Consider the following 14805-nt stretch of genomic DNA (forward strand, 5'->3'; position numbering starts at 1 on the left):
GTGACTGTAGTTCAGTTGGTTAGGATTTTTATTGAAGAGCTTAGCGGCCTTCTCGCTTCTCAAACCTTCTGCTGCACGTACTGCCGAATATAGGGAATAACTTCGGCTTCAAACCAAGGATTTCGTTTCAACCACAAGCTATTGCGTGGTGAAGGATGAGGTAGTGGCAGGTACTGAGGTGCCCAGGTTTGCCATGCTCTAACGGTTTCAGTTAAGGTTTTGGGTTTTTCTTTGAGATAATAATTTTGTGCGTACTGACCGATCAATAGCGTCATCTCTATATTGGGCAGTAATTCTAGGACTGATTGATGCCACAATGGTGCGCATTCTCTTCTTGGTGGTAAATCACCACTTTGGCCTTTGCCGGGATAACATAATCCCATCGGCATAATCGCAATCTTATTTGCGTCGTAAAAAGTGTGTTCATCAAGATCTAGCCATGCGCGCAGCCTATTCCCGCTTGGATCATTCCACGGTATCGAGCTTTCATGAACTCGGGTTCCTGGCGCTTGGCCAATGATCAAAATTCGCGCGTCTTGATGAGCTTGTATTATTGGGTTTGCTCCGAGAGGTAATGCAGACTCACAGGTCCGGCATCGTCTTATTTTTGTAAGTAAATCGTCTAGCATTAATAGCCTTTAGTGAAATCAATACGCTGTTGCAGTGTGTAGCCTTGTTCCCAATCACGATAATAGCGAGCAAAGACATCGACAACTTGGCCTGGGACGCTGAGTGCCGCGATGTGAGGAGTAACAGTGATGTTGGGATGTGACCAGTAAGGGTGTGTATCTGTTAGGGGCTCCTGAACAAACACATCGAGAAATGCGTGATCGACATTCCCCTTATGGAGCGCTTCAAGTAGTGCGGCTTGATCGACACTGCAACCACGGCCGACATTAAAGAAGAGGATGTTTTTAGCGTTGGTAAAGCTCGCTTGGTCAAATAACCCCTGTGTTTTGTTCGTGCTAGGTAGTGTACTCACGACGATATTTGCTTGAGTCATCGCCGAGTTAATTCATCGATATGGTAAGTATGATCAAATGGTGAATTGGGTTTTGGAATGCCTCGGGTGTTTACACCTATGGTTCTCAGGCCAAAGACCTTAGCGACTTGCGCTAAATGTGTGCCTATTTCACCGGTACCCACTATCACCATGGTTTTGCTGCTGAGGCTTTGATATTGAATGGGATGCCATTGATTGGTGATTTGTTGCTGTTGGTATTGCTTAAAGTGACGATAATGCTCAATAGATAGACCTAAAACGTATTCCGCTATTTGCTGTCCAAAGATCCCTTTCACATTCGTCAGCAAGTAGTCTTGTCTTAGACTATGGTTGATAAGTGCGTCGATGCCAGCGTAGATTGATTGAACCCACTCCAATTTGGTGAAGTCATCTAACTGAGCTGCGAGTAAAGGTGGTGCTGCTAAGACGATATTCGCTTCATCACGCTGGTTGGTGATTATAAGGTTGGGGAGTTCTTTCTGCTCAATCAACTCTTGGTAAGTTTGGTTGGAATCAGTGAGGATGTAGAGCTTTTTTGTTAAATTGTCCATAGGCTTTGCTTTTTTCCCTGCTGGTTATCAAGTAAACTTCCGCTGTCTTTTTCTTCAATCAATGAGCCATTATGCTACAGAACCCGCTTCAGCTTCGTCTTGAGAAGTTAGAACCTTGGAAACAGATTACCTTCATGGCGTGCTTGTGTGAACGCATGTATCCGAATTATGCCATGTTCTGTGAAAGCACACAGTTCGCACCAGCGCGTACTTACCGTGACATTCTTGATAGTATTTGGGAACAGCTTACTGTTAAGACTGCAAAAGTGAACTTTGAGCGTCAGCTTGAGAAATTAGAAGAGATTATTCCTAGTTCTGAAGACTTTGACTTTTACGGTGTTTATCCTGCGATTGATGCTTGCGTTGCTCTATCGACGCTGCTACACGGCTTATTGGATCGCGATGATCTTTTTGAAAGCATGCAGAAAGTAAGTCAACAATCTGTCGTGACTGTTGCTCAACTCGAAGAAGCACAGCTAGAGATTGAGATCAGCAATGAAAACCAGAAAGATAACGAAGCGGTTTGTGCTGAGTGGGATGTGCAGTGGGCCATTTTCCGACCACTAAAAGACGCGGAAGAACGCGATATTGATTTGATCAAAGATCTACGTGCGGAATTGAAAGAAGAAGGCGTAAGTAATATTGGCGTTGGTCTATAGTCCTAAGCCATTAGCGTGAATTAAAAAAGGGAGCAATCGCTCCCTTTTGTTTTATTTATCTTTGTCTTTGTTTGCAGACTCTGACTCGACTTTCATTTCGTATTCATCATCGTCGTCATCACGGCTTTCGATTACACCGTGCTGCTTTTTCCATTTTTCCCAGCGTTCAAATGCGAGTTCTTGCATGTCTGTCGTGCTGTCTGCTTCGTCAACGATCTCTTCACCGATCAGATGCTCAAAGATATCCTCTAAGGTTAACAGCCCTTGTACTGTGCCGTATTCATCGACGACCAGTGCAAGTTGCAGACGTTTAGATAGCATTTGGTCAAACGCTTTTGGCAATGACATGTTATTGAGAATCACGTGAACAGGGCGCATTACTGCACCTAGCTGTTTATCACCAGAACCAGCCTGTTTTAGCTTGTAGAGCTCCAGACGATGGACAAAGCCAACAATGTTGTCATTCGCCTGGCTATAAACGAGTGGGCGTGAGAATGGCGTATCACGATGCTCAGTCAAAAACTCTTTTACAGTCAGTTCCGCATCGACGCGAAATACCACAGGACGAGGAGTCATAACTTGAGTGACAGGAACATCTTGAATACCAAGTAGGTTACTTAATATTTTAGATTCACCTTCAGCGAACTCGCCGCTTTCTCTTGCCAATAAAGCCATTGCGGAAAGTTCATCACGCATTTTTGGCGCGACATGGCCACGAGCCAGACGTTTGGTGATTTGTTCAGAGAACCAAACGAATGGCGTTAGGCTCCAAACCATCCAGCGTAGTACATTTGCTGCGTAAGGGGCCAGTTGGCGCCAGTATGTCGCACCAATGGTTTTAGGTACAATTTCAGACAAAACCAAGATACCAAGCGTCAGCACGGCAGAGAAAACACCGAGCCATTCGCTACCAAATACCACGGCGGCTTGAGCACCGGCTGTTGCAGCACCAATGGTGTGAGCAATGGTATTTAACGTCAAGATTGAGGCTAAAGGACGATCAATGTCCTTTTTTAACGCTGACAGTTTTTCTTCTGCCGGATGGCCCTGTTGGCGCAACTGAGCTAGATAGCTCGGAGTAATACTAAGGAGGACCGCTTCAAGAACCGAACAGACGAAAGATACGCCAATGGCAACAGAGACGTATATAGTTAGCAGCAACATATTGTTCCTATGTAAGTTTCTACCACAACCTAATTTTGCTGAGAAAATAGTCACCGGGTTCTATTCGTGTCATTTCTCTGTGCCTGGGCATTATTGGTGTGTGTATTTTATATTCGCTCTAAGCCCCGCAATATCAGGCTTTACGTCGCTTGAGCGTTTTATAAATAAGGTTAAATTGGTTGAAAAACAAGTCTTCATTATGACTCAGGTAGATACAAATTGTGAGTTATTACTCATATTATGGTTAAAAGTACGTCATAGAAGCCAAAGAATGCTTACAAACCTTTGCCAGATGGGGCATTTATGTTTTAGAGTGAGTCGAATTCGATAACACATGAGAAGGGAAACCTAATGAACAAGACCCAATTAATCGACTTTATCGCAGAGAAAGCAGACTTATCTAAAGCACAAGCTAAAGCTGCTCTTGAAGCTACTCTTGAAGGTGTGACTGGTGCACTTAAAGAGGGTGACCAAGTTCAACTAATTGGTTTTGGTACGTTCAAAGTGAACCACCGCGCAGCACGCACTGGCCGTAACCCTAAAACGGGTGCTGAGATCCAAATCTCTGCTGCAAACGTTCCTGCATTCGTTGCTGGTAAAGCTCTGAAAGACGCAGTGAAATAATATAATTTACGCCAAGGTACTCTACCTTGGCGTATACTCTCTCTATGAAAAAAATTCTTTTATCTTCACTAATCACTTCTTTCCTCTTTGGCTGTTCTTCCAGCGTCACAAACACAAGCTTAGAAACGACTATCCAGCATTCTGGTGGGCAAAATATGGGTGATGCAACCAGTTTATACTGGTTCACGGAACGTATTGCGACACCGGTTAGCGCTGCAGACTATGTTGTGGCTGGTGACTATGGCTGGTACAAAAGTAACTATCGTTGGGAAGGCGGCACTGTTAGAGAGCTGATTCGTGAAGGTAAACAACTAAAAAACAATACTGGCTTGGTTGATTACAGTATTCATGTTCGTTTTAACCAAGATGGGGAAGCGGTTTATCAGCAGTACCGTCTTGATGGTAAAGTTCTACCAATGAACAGCGAAATGCTTGAACAGGTTAAGAGCGAAGCACTGAATGTTGCAGAGCAAACTAAGAAGCAAAACAAAGCTGGAAGCAAACTGATTCAAGGTTATTGGGATGGTAATGATTTTGAAACTTGTTCTGGCCAGAGTTTTGATGCTTTGGAGTTTAACCAAACATTACCGGATTTTGTGGTAAGCCGTCTTGCTGACATAGACAGCTATGTTGCTTTTGTAGGCGCGCGCGAAGGTGATACGTTGGTTGTTGAGCAACTGCTGATGTTAACCAATGACGATCAATCGTGTGTTGCAAGGCCACAGCTATTACAAGAATAAAAAGACAAGATTAAAAAAGGCGCTGAGTTCAGCGCCTTTTTGTTTTTAGTGTGTCTGTTTGTCAGACTTTTATGTACTAAGCGTTATTTTCGTGCTCAATCGCTCTGTAACCGATATCATTTCGATAGAAGACTCCATCCCAGCTAACTTGTTTCGCAAGCTCATAGGCGCGTTGCTGCGCTTCTGAGACGCTATTGCCAAGTGCGGTTGCACAAAGTACACGGCCACCGTTTGTCACAATGTCGCCATCGCGATTAGCTGTCCCCGCATGGAAGACTTTTTCGCCTTCTACTTCGAGCTGCGGAAGACCCGAAATAACATCACCTTTGTCATAAGCCGCTGGGTAACCACCAGCCGCTAACACGATACCGATAGATGCGCGTGGGTCCCACTTTGACTCAACTTGGTCAAGTTTTTTATCGATGGCCGCAAGGCACAGTTCGACCATGTCAGATTGCATACGCATCATGATAGGTTGAGTCTCTGGGTCACCGAAACGACAGTTATATTCAATCACCTTAGGAGTGCCATCACTGTCGATCATCAAACCAGCATATAGGAAACCAGTATATGGATTCCCTTCTGCGGCCATGCCACGAACGGTAGGGTAAATCACTTCTTGCATGATGCGATCGTGAATTTCTTGTGTGACGACCGGTGCTGGAGAGTAAGCACCCATACCACCCGTGTTTGGGCCGGTATCTTTATCGCCGACGCGTTTGTGATCTTGGCTGGTTGCCATTGGTAGTACGTTCTCACCGTCTACCATGACAATAAAGCTGGCTTCTTCACCTTCTAAGAATTCTTCGATAACCACACGGCTACCTGCTTCACCAAAGGCGTTGCCAGCGAGCATGTCTTTGATCGCATCTTCCGCTTCAGTTAGGGTCATCGCGACGATAACACCTTTACCTGCCGCAAGGCCGTCAGCTTTTACTACGATTGGCGCGCCTTGCTGACGAACATAAGCCAAAGCAGGCTCAATTTCAGTGAAGTTTGCGTATGAGCCAGTTGGAATGTCATGACGAGCTAAGAAGTCTTTGGTAAATGCTTTAGATCCTTCAAGCTGCGCTGCGGCTTGAGATGGACCAAAGATAGGCAGACCAACAGCTTGGAAAGCATCGACCACACCAATAACCAGTGGAGCTTCTGGGCCGACAATCGTGAGTTCAATAGACTTCTCTTGTGCAAAAGCGACAAGGCCGGCGATGTCTTCCACATCAATGTTGACGTTCTCTAGCTTAGGCTCAAGTGCTGTGCCCGCATTACCAGGAGCGATGAAGATAGTGTCTACATTTGGGTTTTGTGCCACTTTCCAACCCAGCGCATGTTCACGACCGCCGGCACCAATAATCAATACATTCATGTTTTAAAATCCTTATAGCTGCTTCAGAGCCTTTATTTCTGTGTCAAACATGCTCACTTATAGTCATAAGCTCCGCGTGTTTTCCTTGAACTAAAGTCACTGACTTGCTCTACGTATTTCAAATATCGGAATATTTAAAAAACAAAATTATAAATTTTGCTCAAAGTAGTTGGTGATGTGGCTAGGCAGCAATTGAGCCCATCCCCGGGAGCATAGCCTGCTATGTGACCGGGGTGGGCGAAAGCAGCTAATGACGCCACAGTGCCAAATACGAAGAGGAAATTAGTGGCGGAAGTGACGCATACCAGTAAAGATCATCGCCATACCGTGTTCGTCTGCTGCTGCGATAACTTCGTCATCACGCATAGAGCCGCCTGGCTGGATAACACACTTGATGCCAGCTTCTGCCGCTGCGTCGATACCGTCACGGAATGGGAAGAAGGCATCTGATGCCATGACACAGCCTTCAACTTGCAGTCCTTCGTCTGCTGCTTTAATGCCAGCGATTTTTGCCGAGTATACGCGGCTCATTTGGCCTGCGCCGACACCGATAGTCATGTCGCCTTTTGAGTAAACAATCGCGTTTGATTTAACATACTTGGCTACTTTCCAGCAGAACAGTGCGTCTTTTAGCTCTTCTGCTGTTGGTTGGCGCTTAGAAACCACTTTCAGGTCATCTTCAGTAACCATGCCCTGGTCACGGTCTTGAACGAGTAAGCCACCGTTAACGCGTTTTACGTCAAAGCCAGTTGTCTTCGTTGTCCACTCACCGCATTCAAGTAGGCGCAGATTTTTCTTGGCTGCAACGATTTCTACCGCTTCAGCAGAAACCGAAGGTGCAATGATGACTTCAACAAATTGACGCTCAGTGATTGCTGTTGCTGTCGCTGCGTCTAGTTCACGGTTGAACGCGATGATGCCGCCAAATGCAGATGTTGGGTCTGTTTTGAATGCTCGGTCGTAAGCTTCTAGGATGTCTTCACCTAGTGCTACACCACATGGGTTAGCGTGCTTAACGATCACACATGCTGGCTGGTCAAACTCTTTCACACACTCAAGTGCTGCGTCTGTGTCAGCGATGTTGTTGTAAGAAAGGGCTTTGCCTTGGATTTGACGCGCAGTAGAAACCGAGGCTTCTTGCGGATTCGCTTCCACATAGAAAGCGGCTGCTTGGTGGCTGTTCTCACCGTAACGCATGTCTTGTTTCTTCTCGAACTGCTGATTGAACGTGCGAGGGAATTTGCTTTCTTCATCGCCGTCTTTATTTTCGCCGTAGCTAGGAACCATAGTGCCAAAGTAGTTAGCGATCATGCCATCGTAAGCTGCTGTGTGTTCAAAGGCTGCAATGGCAAGGTCAAAGCGAGTATTAAGAGTCAGTGATTTCTCATTGCTGTCCATTTCTGCGATCACACGTGAGTAATCTTTCGCATTGACGACAATGGTGACATCTTTATGGTTTTTTGCCGCTGAGCGAACCATTGTAGGACCGCCGATGTCGATGTTCTCAACCGCGTCAGCAAGGGTACAACCTTCTTTAGCAACAGTTTCTGCGAATGGGTATAGGTTAACCACAACCATATCGATTGGGTTGATGCCGTGTTTTGCCATGATGTCATCATCTTGACCGCGACGGCCAAGCACACCACCGTGAACCTTTGGATGCAGGGTCTTAACGCGCCCGTCCATCATTTCTGGAAATCCGGTGTAATCAGAAACTTCAGTTACTGAAATGCCTTGCTCTGCCAATAGGCGAGCAGTACCACCAGTTGAGAGAATATCGACACCACGCTCAGCGAGAGCTTGTGCAAACTCAACAATACCTGTTTTGTCTGATACGCTGATCAGCGCGCGGCGAATAGGACGGTTAGTCATACTTCCATTTTCCTCAAATTCACGAATTAAAAGATGTTTGCCAAAGATGAACTTGTTTTTACCTTTGGGGTAAAATATTGGCCAGCTTTGGTAAAGACCTTTTCCATATCAAGAGTGGATAAAGACTCTGAATTTGATGGCGCACATTCTAACTAATTTATTACAAAAAAGCTTGCGCAATCGTTTGGCATCTCAAAAATAATTGTAAAATCCAGCATCTTTAGCCATAAAAGTAATTAGAAGGTTAATAAGGAAAGTTATGTTTCAGATCGGTGAATTAGCAAAACGGTGTGGTGTCAGTGCAGATACACTGCGCTTTTATGAAAAGAATGCGTTAATTAAGCCAGCAGGTCGCAGTGAGTCTGGCTACCGTTTGTACAGTGAAGAGAACCAAAAGCAGGTGGTTTTTATCTTGAAGGCAAAGGAACTTGGTTTGAGCCTCGATGAAATCAAAGAACTGCTGGAGATCAAACTGGAAGCAACCGAGCATAGCTGTGCAGAAGTTAAAGCGATTACCACCACTAAGCTGCACGTGATAGACGAAAAAATTTCCGAACTAAAGCGTATTCGCAGTGCTTTAAAGAAAATCAATGACGCATGTTGTGGCCATATTGATGATAATGCCAGTCACTGCTCTATTTTAGGGGCGTTAGCAAGTGAAGAGTCTCATTGTTGTCAGCCGGATAGCTGAGAGGTTTAAGACGCTTTGAGAATACGAGCTTTGGAGGTTGAGGGCGCTTTTAAGTCAGGCAAGTTTGGATGATAAATCGTGACTTGATCGCGTCCCGTGCGTTTGGAGTAATACATTGCTTTATCAGCTTCAACGAGTAAAGCCTTAACCGAGTTGGTGTCGTGATTAAGTTCAGCAATGCCAATACTGACGGTTGGATAAATCTCATGTTCATCAACATGACAGGCTGTGCTACTGATCGATTGACGAATTCGTTCGGCTACATCAAAGGCTTGAATTGCGTTCGTGTGGCTGAGAATAACACCGAACTCTTCACCCCCTAAACGGCCAATATAATCGCTACCCCGAATGACATTTTTACAAATGGTTGCCACTTGCGTGATCACTTGGTCACCGGAAAGGTGCCCAACCATATCGTTGATCTCTTTAAAGTGGTCAATATCGATCATTAAACAGGTTAGATGACCTTGTTTATCGCTCTGCTGTTGAAAATCTTGTTCCAACTCAAGCATAAAAGCACGACGGTTTAACACTCCGGTGAGCTCATCCGTTTCAGAGAGTTTTTTTAGTTCTTTCTCTAGCTGGTGGGTTTTCGTGATATTACGCACTGACCACATGACTTGGGCTGTTTGGTTGCGTTTGCTTGGCGCGATGTAATTGATGATCGCTTCAAACCAACTCTCTTCTGGAAGATCAAAGTTTTGAATATCTTCAATAGAGAGCAATAGATGGTCCTGCAGTTGAACGTTATAGCGCACCACAAGCGTTTGTTGCTGGTGGATGACTTGATCAATATAGCACTGCATTTCAGCCGCTTTCACCGCAGAAAATATCTCGTCGAGGCGCAGATCAATGTAGTGCTTGGCATCAAACCCTTTACCGTAGTGACAGCCACCATAGCTATCAATATAGCGCCCATTAGGATCTAGGATAAAGACGTGATCAGGCAATGAATTTAGCAAAAAATCCAACCATTCCTCGCGATTTGAAACCATTATTGGCCTTTATCCTATTAAATGAACAAGAGCGTATTGTAACTGAAAGTATCAAGAAGGCAATTTGGTGATCTTGATTATAACTCTTTCTTTTTAAAGAAATAGTTCAAGTTTGCGATCGGGATATCTTTTGCTGGATAGAAGCTTATCGCTGTAAGGGGAGTGTTAACAGAGGTGGCAATAGTGTGGTCGGCCGTGGATAAAGAAAAGGCCATGCTAATAACTAGCATGGCCTCTTAATCGCTAAACTAATCGGAGATTAGTTCATGCCGTATTTTTTCAGTTTCTTACGAAGAGTACCGCGGTTGATGCCCATCATAGTTGCTGCGCGAGTTTGGTTACCGCGAGTGTACTGCATGATGGTGTCTAGTAGTGGCTGTTCTACTTCAGCTAGAACTAATTCGTATAGTTCTGTAACTTCTTGGCCGTTTAATTGAGCAAGATAGTTTTTAAGAGACGCTTTAACAGAATCACGTAGTGGCTTTTGCGTGATTTGATCTTGTGAAGTTACTGTAGTTACTGTTAATGCTTCTGAAGTTAGATTTTGTTCGAACATATTCGGTCTAGCTCTTCTCGTAATTATGGTGCAACGTTATCAAAATAACCTTCTAATGCATCGATTTGCGCTTGCGCAATGTCAATAGCATTGAAGGTACGGCGAAACTCGACAGCTTGTTCATGCTCTTTCAGGTACCAACCCACATGCTTGCGAGCGATGCGAGGGCCTAAGTACTCTCCATAAAACTCATGTAGAGCATTCACATGACCAAGCAAAATACCTTTCACTTCCAAAATTGGTCGTTCAGGCATCTCGGTGCCGTTTTCCAAATAGTGTTGGATTTCCTGGAAAATCCAAGGACGACCCTGGGCAGGGCGTCCAATCATCAAAGCGTCTGCACCGGTATAATCCAGTACAAATTTAGCTTTCTCTGGGCTATCGATGTCACCGTTAGCGATAACCGGGATAGAGATTGCTTGTTTTACCGCTTTGATGCTGTCGTATTCGGCCTCACCTTTGTACATACACGCTTTTGTTCTGCCATGCAGAGCAAGAGCTTGAATGCCGCAGTCTTCGGCTAATTTAGCGATTTGGACACAGTTTCTGTTTTCTGTATCCCAGCCAGTACGGGTTTTCAACGTCACAGGAACGTCAACTGCGCTTACTACAGCTTGCAGAATATCTTTGATGATATCTGGGTGCTGAAGCAGTGCAGAGCCGGCTAGCTTCTTATTCACTTTTTTTGCTGGGCAACCCATGTTGATATCGATGATTTGCGCACCGTTCTCAACACTGAATTGAGCTGCTTCAGCCATTAACTGGGGATCAGAGCCTGCGATTTGTACCGATCGAATGCCCGATTCGCCTTCATGTACCATTCGCTGTTTTGATTTGGCCGTATTCCATAGCTTTGGATTAGAGGACATCATTTCACTGACAGCCATACCCGCACCATAGCGGAGACACAACTCACGAAACGGTCTATCCGTAACACCCGCCATTGGAGCGACGATTAGTTTGTTCTTGAGTTGATAATTACCTATTTTCAAAACGTCTTCACAGTTCTGTACCAGCAAGGGCGCGCATTTTACGCATTTTTTCACTGCGTGAAAAGACTATTATTTGAGCATAACCAAATTGTTTTATTAATTTGTATGAAATTCAAACAATTAAGGTCAAAAACCTTGTCTAGCCTTGCTTGCGACCAGAGATGCGACACCACTCTGTTTGGGCTTTTATTGGATCGATGTGAAGCTCGTCACGGTAATAGTTAGCAACGTCTTCTGCTTGAGTATCTAAAACACCCGACATTGCTAGCAAGCCGTTTGGCTTAACCAGACCTTTAATGATTGGCGATAGTTCACGCAGTGGTGCTGCTAAAATGTTGGCAACAACAACATCTGCAATCATATTTTCAGGTTGATCTTGTGGAAGGTATACATGCAGTTGATCAGCGACGCCATTGCGCTCTGCGTTGTCTTTAGACGCGACGAGAGCCTGAGGATCAATGTCGATCCCAATGACTTTTTCTGCACCGAGTTTGATCGCAGCGATCGCAAGAATGCCTGAACCGCAACCGAAATCGATGACCGTTTTACCTGTAAGGTCGATGCTTTCTAGCCACTCTAAACAAAGCGCTGTTGTAGGGTGGGTGCCTGTACCGAATGCAAGGCCAGGATCAAGTAGAACGTTAACCGCTTCAGGATCTGGCACATCACGCCAGCTTGGGCAGATCCATAGACGCTCACCAAACTGCATCGGGTGGAAGTTGTCCATCCATTCGCGTTCCCAGTCTTTATCTTCAAGCTGTTCAACTTTGTGCGCAAAGCCTTCTGCAAGCATGCCACTTGCTTTGATTTGATTCACAATGAACTGAGTGTCCGCTTCTGCGTCATACAGCGCGAGGATATCAATATCACCCCATAAGCGAGTTTCGCCAGGAAGAGGTTCAAAGATAGGCGTATCTTTCGCATCTAAGAAGGTAACAGATAGTGCGCCAGTCTCTTCCATAAGCATGTCGCTGACCATTTCGGCGTTTTCTTTGGTCGCATTGAGTTTGATTTGAATCCAAGGCATGAGTCGGTACTCTTAACGTGGGTGAATCGAATAATGGCGCAGAGTGTAGCAGCCAGAAATAGAAATGCCCACGTAATGTGGGCATTTTGCTCAATTTGGCGAACGAATTATTGCAAGCCGAGCTTCTTCTCTAGGTAGTGAATGTTAGCACCACCATGTTGGAAGTTTTCGTCGTTCATGATTGAGATTTGTAGCGGAACGTTAGTTTTAATGCCTTCCACGATCATCTCGCTAAGGGCATTTTTCATACGCGCAATCGCCACATCACGGTTTTCACCATAGGTGATCAGTTTACCAATCATTGAGTCGTAATGAGGTGGTACTGTGTAGCCCGTGTAGATGTGAGATTCCCAACGTACACCCATACCGCCAGGTGCATGGAAACGTTCAATCTTACCTGGTGAAGGTAGGAAACGAACCGGATCTTCGGCATTGATACGACACTCGATCGCATGGCCACGGATCTTAATATCATCTTGAGTAAATGATAGAGGTTGGCCTGCAGCAACACGAAGTTGCTCTTTGATCAAGTCAACACCAGTCACCATTTCCGTAACAGGGTGTTCTACTTGAATACGAGTGTTCATTTCGATGAAGTAGAATTCGCCATTCTCGTATAAGAATTCGAATGTACCTGCACCGCGGTAACCAATTTCAAGACAGGCACGGGTACAACGTTCACCGATGTACTTACGCATCTCTTCCGTGATACCAGGAGCTGGAGCTTCTTCCACCACTTTTTGGTGACGACGTTGCATTGAACAGTCGCGTTCACCTAAGTGGATTGCGCCACCTTGGCCATCGGCAATCACTTGAACTTCAACGTGACGTGGGTTTTCTAGGAATTTCTCCATGTAAACCACATCGTTGTTGAATGCCGCTTTTGCTTCTGCACGAGTCATTGCGATTGATTGTGTTAGTTCAGCTTCGCTGCGAACCACACGCATACCACGACCACCACCGCCGCCAGACGCTTTGATGATGACTGGGTAACCAATGCGCTTAGCGTGAGCTTTGTTTTTTACTTCGTCGTTGTCTAGAGGGCCATCAGAACCCGGTACACAAGGTACGCCCGCTTTTTTCATCGCGTTGATCGCTGACACTTTGTCACCCATCATGCGAATGGTATCAGCTTTAGGGCCAACAAAGATAAAGCCGCTGCGCTCTACTTGTTCTGCGAAGTCAGCATTCTCTGAAAGGAAACCGTAACCTGGGTGGATGGCTACCGCACCCGTCACTTCAGCTGCTGAAATGATACGAGGGATATTTAGGTAGCTATCAATACCGCGTGCAGGACCAATACAGATAGATTCATCTGCTAGCAAGACATGCTTAAGATCGCGGTCAGCAGTAGAATGTACTGCGACCGTTTTGATGCCTAGCTCTTTACATGCGCGAAGGATGCGAAGTGCGATCTCGCCTCGGTTCGCGATGACTAATTTATCTAGCATAGCTTCAGCCTCGATTATTCGATTACAACTAGTGGCTGGTCAAATTCAACCGTTTGGCCGTCTTCAACTAGGATTGCCGTAACAACGCCAGATTTGTCTGCTTCGATTTGGTTCATCATCTTCATCGCTTCAACGATACAGATAGTGTCGCCAGCGTTAACGCTTTGGCCTACTTCGATGAACGATTTAGATTCAGGGCTTGGTGAACGGTAGAACGTACCAACCATTGGAGAAAGAACTTGGTGACCCGCTGGAGCTGCAGGTGCTGCAACTTCTGCCGCTGCAACTGGTGCTGCAGGTGCTACCGCAGGAGCGGCAACAGGTGCAGGTGCTGCTGCGTATTGAATTGGAGCATGAACAGGTGCTGCGCCGTGGCGACTGATGCGTACCGATTCTTCACCTTCAGAGATCTCTAGTTCAGCAATGCCAGATTCTTCAACTAGTTCAATCAGTTTCTTAATTTTACGGATATCCATCTTTATCTTTCTCTTTATCTTGTGAGTAAGACAACCCGTTAGGGTCGCAGAGTGTTAGGTTACTGTGCCTGCAGTCGTTTGATTGCTGCCGACAGAGCGAATTCATAGCCTTGTGCGCCTAAACCGCAAATAACCCCTTGTGCTTTATCAGACAAGTAGGAGTGATGGCGGAATGGTTCTCTCGCGTGCACATTGGACAAATGTATTTCTATAAATGGGATTGCGACACCTAATAACGCGTCGCGCAACGCCACGCTGGTGTGCGTGAATGCCGCAGGATTAATCAGAATAAAATCCACGCGATTATAAGCGGCGTGGATAGCTTCGATTAATTCATACTCACGATTGGTTTGGAGATGCTCAAATTCAATATCGGCTTGCTTAGCTTGCTCAGCTAAGGTCGTGACGATCTGTTCAAGTGTCTGTGAGCCATAGTGTCCAGGCTCGCGCAAACCCAAAAGATTAAGGTTTGGGCCATTCAGGAGTAGAATTCGTGACTTTGCTGACATTGTGCTGACATCTTCCTTTATCGTGAGTGGAACTTACATATTCCCAAATATACGATAAATCACCACGATTTTTCAGTAGCAATCGCGAGATTTTTAAAAAATCGTCAAAGATTATAGCTAATTCACAGC

15 protein-coding genes and 1 pseudogene are annotated in these 14805 nt (G+C 45.4%); 4 read left to right on the top strand and 12 right to left on the bottom strand.

Annotated features, from left to right (window positions below; translation table 11 throughout):
* Nucleotides 1–59: 59 nt before the first annotated feature.
* Nucleotides 60–629 carry a uracil-DNA glycosylase family protein gene (locus RH85_RS20710; RefSeq protein WP_006714700.1) on the bottom strand — a complete coding sequence of 190 codons (570 nt, stop codon included), beginning with the start codon at nucleotides 627–629 and terminating at the stop codon, nucleotides 60–62.
* A pseudogene (locus tag RH85_RS20715) lies at nucleotides 629–1554 on the bottom strand (D-2-hydroxyacid dehydrogenase). The gene RH85_RS20710 and the pseudogene RH85_RS20715 overlap by 1 nt, the downstream one beginning before the upstream one ends.
* A gap of 71 nt (nucleotides 1555–1625) precedes the next feature.
* Here RH85_RS20715 and RH85_RS20720 point away from each other — a divergent pair.
* Nucleotides 1626–2213, top strand: a complete 588-nt coding sequence (locus tag RH85_RS20720; protein ID WP_006714701.1) for a YjaG family protein — start codon at nucleotides 1626–1628, stop codon at nucleotides 2211–2213.
* Nucleotides 2214–2264: 51 nt separating this feature from the next.
* Here RH85_RS20720 and RH85_RS20725 read toward each other — a convergent pair whose 3' ends face one another.
* Nucleotides 2265–3377 carry a CNNM domain-containing protein gene (locus tag RH85_RS20725; protein WP_006714702.1) on the bottom strand — a complete coding sequence of 371 codons (1113 nt, stop codon included), beginning with the start codon at nucleotides 3375–3377 and terminating at the stop codon, nucleotides 2265–2267.
* 351 nt (nucleotides 3378–3728) lie between these two features.
* Between RH85_RS20725 and hupA the strand changes: the two genes are divergently transcribed.
* The gene (gene hupA / locus RH85_RS20730) at nucleotides 3729–4001 is read left to right on the top strand and encodes a nucleoid-associated protein HU-alpha (RefSeq protein WP_005594827.1); all 273 of its coding nucleotides are present in this window, start codon (nucleotides 3729–3731) and stop codon (nucleotides 3999–4001) included.
* Between the two features lie 44 nt (nucleotides 4002–4045).
* On the top strand, nucleotides 4046–4741 hold the full coding sequence (locus RH85_RS20735) for a DUF1481 domain-containing protein (protein ID WP_006714703.1): 696 nt from the start codon (nucleotides 4046–4048) through the stop codon (nucleotides 4739–4741).
* 76 nt (nucleotides 4742–4817) lie between these two features.
* Here RH85_RS20735 and purD read toward each other — a convergent pair whose 3' ends face one another.
* The gene (gene purD, locus RH85_RS20740) at nucleotides 4818–6107 is read right to left on the bottom strand and encodes a phosphoribosylamine--glycine ligase (RefSeq protein WP_006714704.1); all 1290 of its coding nucleotides are present in this window, start codon (nucleotides 6105–6107) and stop codon (nucleotides 4818–4820) included.
* Nucleotides 6108–6389: 282 nt separating this feature from the next.
* Nucleotides 6390–7979 carry a bifunctional phosphoribosylaminoimidazolecarboxamide formyltransferase/IMP cyclohydrolase gene (gene purH, locus RH85_RS20745; RefSeq protein WP_006714705.1) on the bottom strand — a complete coding sequence of 530 codons (1590 nt, stop codon included), beginning with the start codon at nucleotides 7977–7979 and terminating at the stop codon, nucleotides 6390–6392.
* 259 nt (nucleotides 7980–8238) lie between these two features.
* Here purH and zntR point away from each other — a divergent pair, with 259 nt between their 5' ends.
* Entirely contained in the window at nucleotides 8239–8670 is a 432-nt protein-coding gene (gene zntR / locus RH85_RS20750; protein ID WP_006714707.1) for a Zn(2+)-responsive transcriptional regulator, read from the top strand.
* A gap of 5 nt (nucleotides 8671–8675) precedes the next feature.
* Here the strand turns inward: zntR and RH85_RS20755 are convergent, their stop codons facing one another.
* The 7 genes from RH85_RS20755 to aroQ all read right to left on the bottom strand — a co-directional run bounded on the left by RH85_RS20755 (nucleotide 8676) and on the right by aroQ (nucleotide 14676).
* Entirely contained in the window at nucleotides 8676–9665 is a 990-nt protein-coding gene (locus tag RH85_RS20755; protein ID WP_006714708.1) for a GGDEF domain-containing protein, read from the bottom strand.
* A gap of 259 nt (nucleotides 9666–9924) precedes the next feature.
* A complete protein-coding gene (gene fis / locus RH85_RS20760) occupies nucleotides 9925–10221 on the bottom strand; it encodes a DNA-binding transcriptional regulator Fis (RefSeq protein WP_000462885.1) in 297 nt (98 codons plus the stop codon).
* A 23-nt stretch (nucleotides 10222–10244) separates the two neighbouring features.
* Nucleotides 10245–11213 carry a tRNA dihydrouridine synthase DusB gene (dusB, locus tag RH85_RS20765; RefSeq protein ID WP_006714709.1) on the bottom strand — a complete coding sequence of 323 codons (969 nt, stop codon included), beginning with the start codon at nucleotides 11211–11213 and terminating at the stop codon, nucleotides 10245–10247.
* A 139-nt stretch (nucleotides 11214–11352) separates the two neighbouring features.
* Nucleotides 11353–12240 (bottom strand): 50S ribosomal protein L11 methyltransferase, encoded by an 888-nt coding sequence (gene prmA / locus RH85_RS20770; RefSeq protein ID WP_006714710.1) that lies wholly within the window; start codon nucleotides 12238–12240, stop codon nucleotides 11353–11355.
* A gap of 107 nt (nucleotides 12241–12347) precedes the next feature.
* Nucleotides 12348–13691 (bottom strand): acetyl-CoA carboxylase biotin carboxylase subunit, encoded by a 1344-nt coding sequence (gene accC / locus RH85_RS20775; protein WP_006714711.1) that lies wholly within the window; start codon nucleotides 13689–13691, stop codon nucleotides 12348–12350.
* Between the two features lie 14 nt (nucleotides 13692–13705).
* A complete protein-coding gene (accB, locus tag RH85_RS20780) occupies nucleotides 13706–14167 on the bottom strand; it encodes an acetyl-CoA carboxylase biotin carboxyl carrier protein (RefSeq protein ID WP_006714712.1) in 462 nt (153 codons plus the stop codon).
* A 59-nt stretch (nucleotides 14168–14226) separates the two neighbouring features.
* Nucleotides 14227–14676: a type II 3-dehydroquinate dehydratase gene (aroQ, locus tag RH85_RS20785; protein ID WP_006714713.1), complete on the bottom strand. Its 450-nt coding sequence runs from the start codon at nucleotides 14674–14676 to the stop codon at nucleotides 14227–14229.
* Nucleotides 14677–14805: the final 129 nt, after the last annotated feature.

Source organism: Vibrio ichthyoenteri ATCC 700023, from assembly GCF_000222605.1.
Classification (GTDB): domain Bacteria; phylum Pseudomonadota; class Gammaproteobacteria; order Enterobacterales; family Vibrionaceae; genus Vibrio; species Vibrio ichthyoenteri.

Coding starts and splice junctions, on each gene's coding strand:
- accC (WP_006714711.1), bottom strand. CDS start 13,691: ATGCTAGATAAATTAGTCATCGCGAACCGAGGCGAGATCGCACTTCGC.
- aroQ (WP_006714713.1), bottom strand. CDS start 14,676: ATGTCAGCAAAGTCACGAATTCTACTCCTGAATGGCCCAAACCTTAAT.
- accB (WP_006714712.1), bottom strand. CDS start 14,167: ATGGATATCCGTAAAATTAAGAAACTGATTGAACTAGTTGAAGAATCT.
- RH85_RS20755 (WP_006714708.1), bottom strand. CDS start 9,665: ATGGTTTCAAATCGCGAGGAATGGTTGGATTTTTTGCTAAATTCATTG.
- zntR (WP_006714707.1), top strand. CDS start 8,239: ATGTTTCAGATCGGTGAATTAGCAAAACGGTGTGGTGTCAGTGCAGAT.
- hupA (WP_005594827.1), top strand. CDS start 3,729: ATGAACAAGACCCAATTAATCGACTTTATCGCAGAGAAAGCAGACTTA.
- RH85_RS20710 (WP_006714700.1), bottom strand. CDS start 629: ATGCTAGACGATTTACTTACAAAAATAAGACGATGCCGGACCTGTGAG.
- prmA (WP_006714710.1), bottom strand. CDS start 12,240: ATGCCTTGGATTCAAATCAAACTCAATGCGACCAAAGAAAACGCCGAA.
- fis (WP_000462885.1), bottom strand. CDS start 10,221: ATGTTCGAACAAAATCTAACTTCAGAAGCATTAACAGTAACTACAGTA.
- RH85_RS20720 (WP_006714701.1), top strand. CDS start 1,626: ATGCTACAGAACCCGCTTCAGCTTCGTCTTGAGAAGTTAGAACCTTGG.
- RH85_RS20735 (WP_006714703.1), top strand. CDS start 4,046: ATGAAAAAAATTCTTTTATCTTCACTAATCACTTCTTTCCTCTTTGGC.
- purH (WP_006714705.1), bottom strand. CDS start 7,979: ATGACTAACCGTCCTATTCGCCGCGCGCTGATCAGCGTATCAGACAAA.
- RH85_RS20725 (WP_006714702.1), bottom strand. CDS start 3,377: ATGTTGCTGCTAACTATATACGTCTCTGTTGCCATTGGCGTATCTTTC.
- purD (WP_006714704.1), bottom strand. CDS start 6,107: ATGAATGTATTGATTATTGGTGCCGGCGGTCGTGAACATGCGCTGGGT.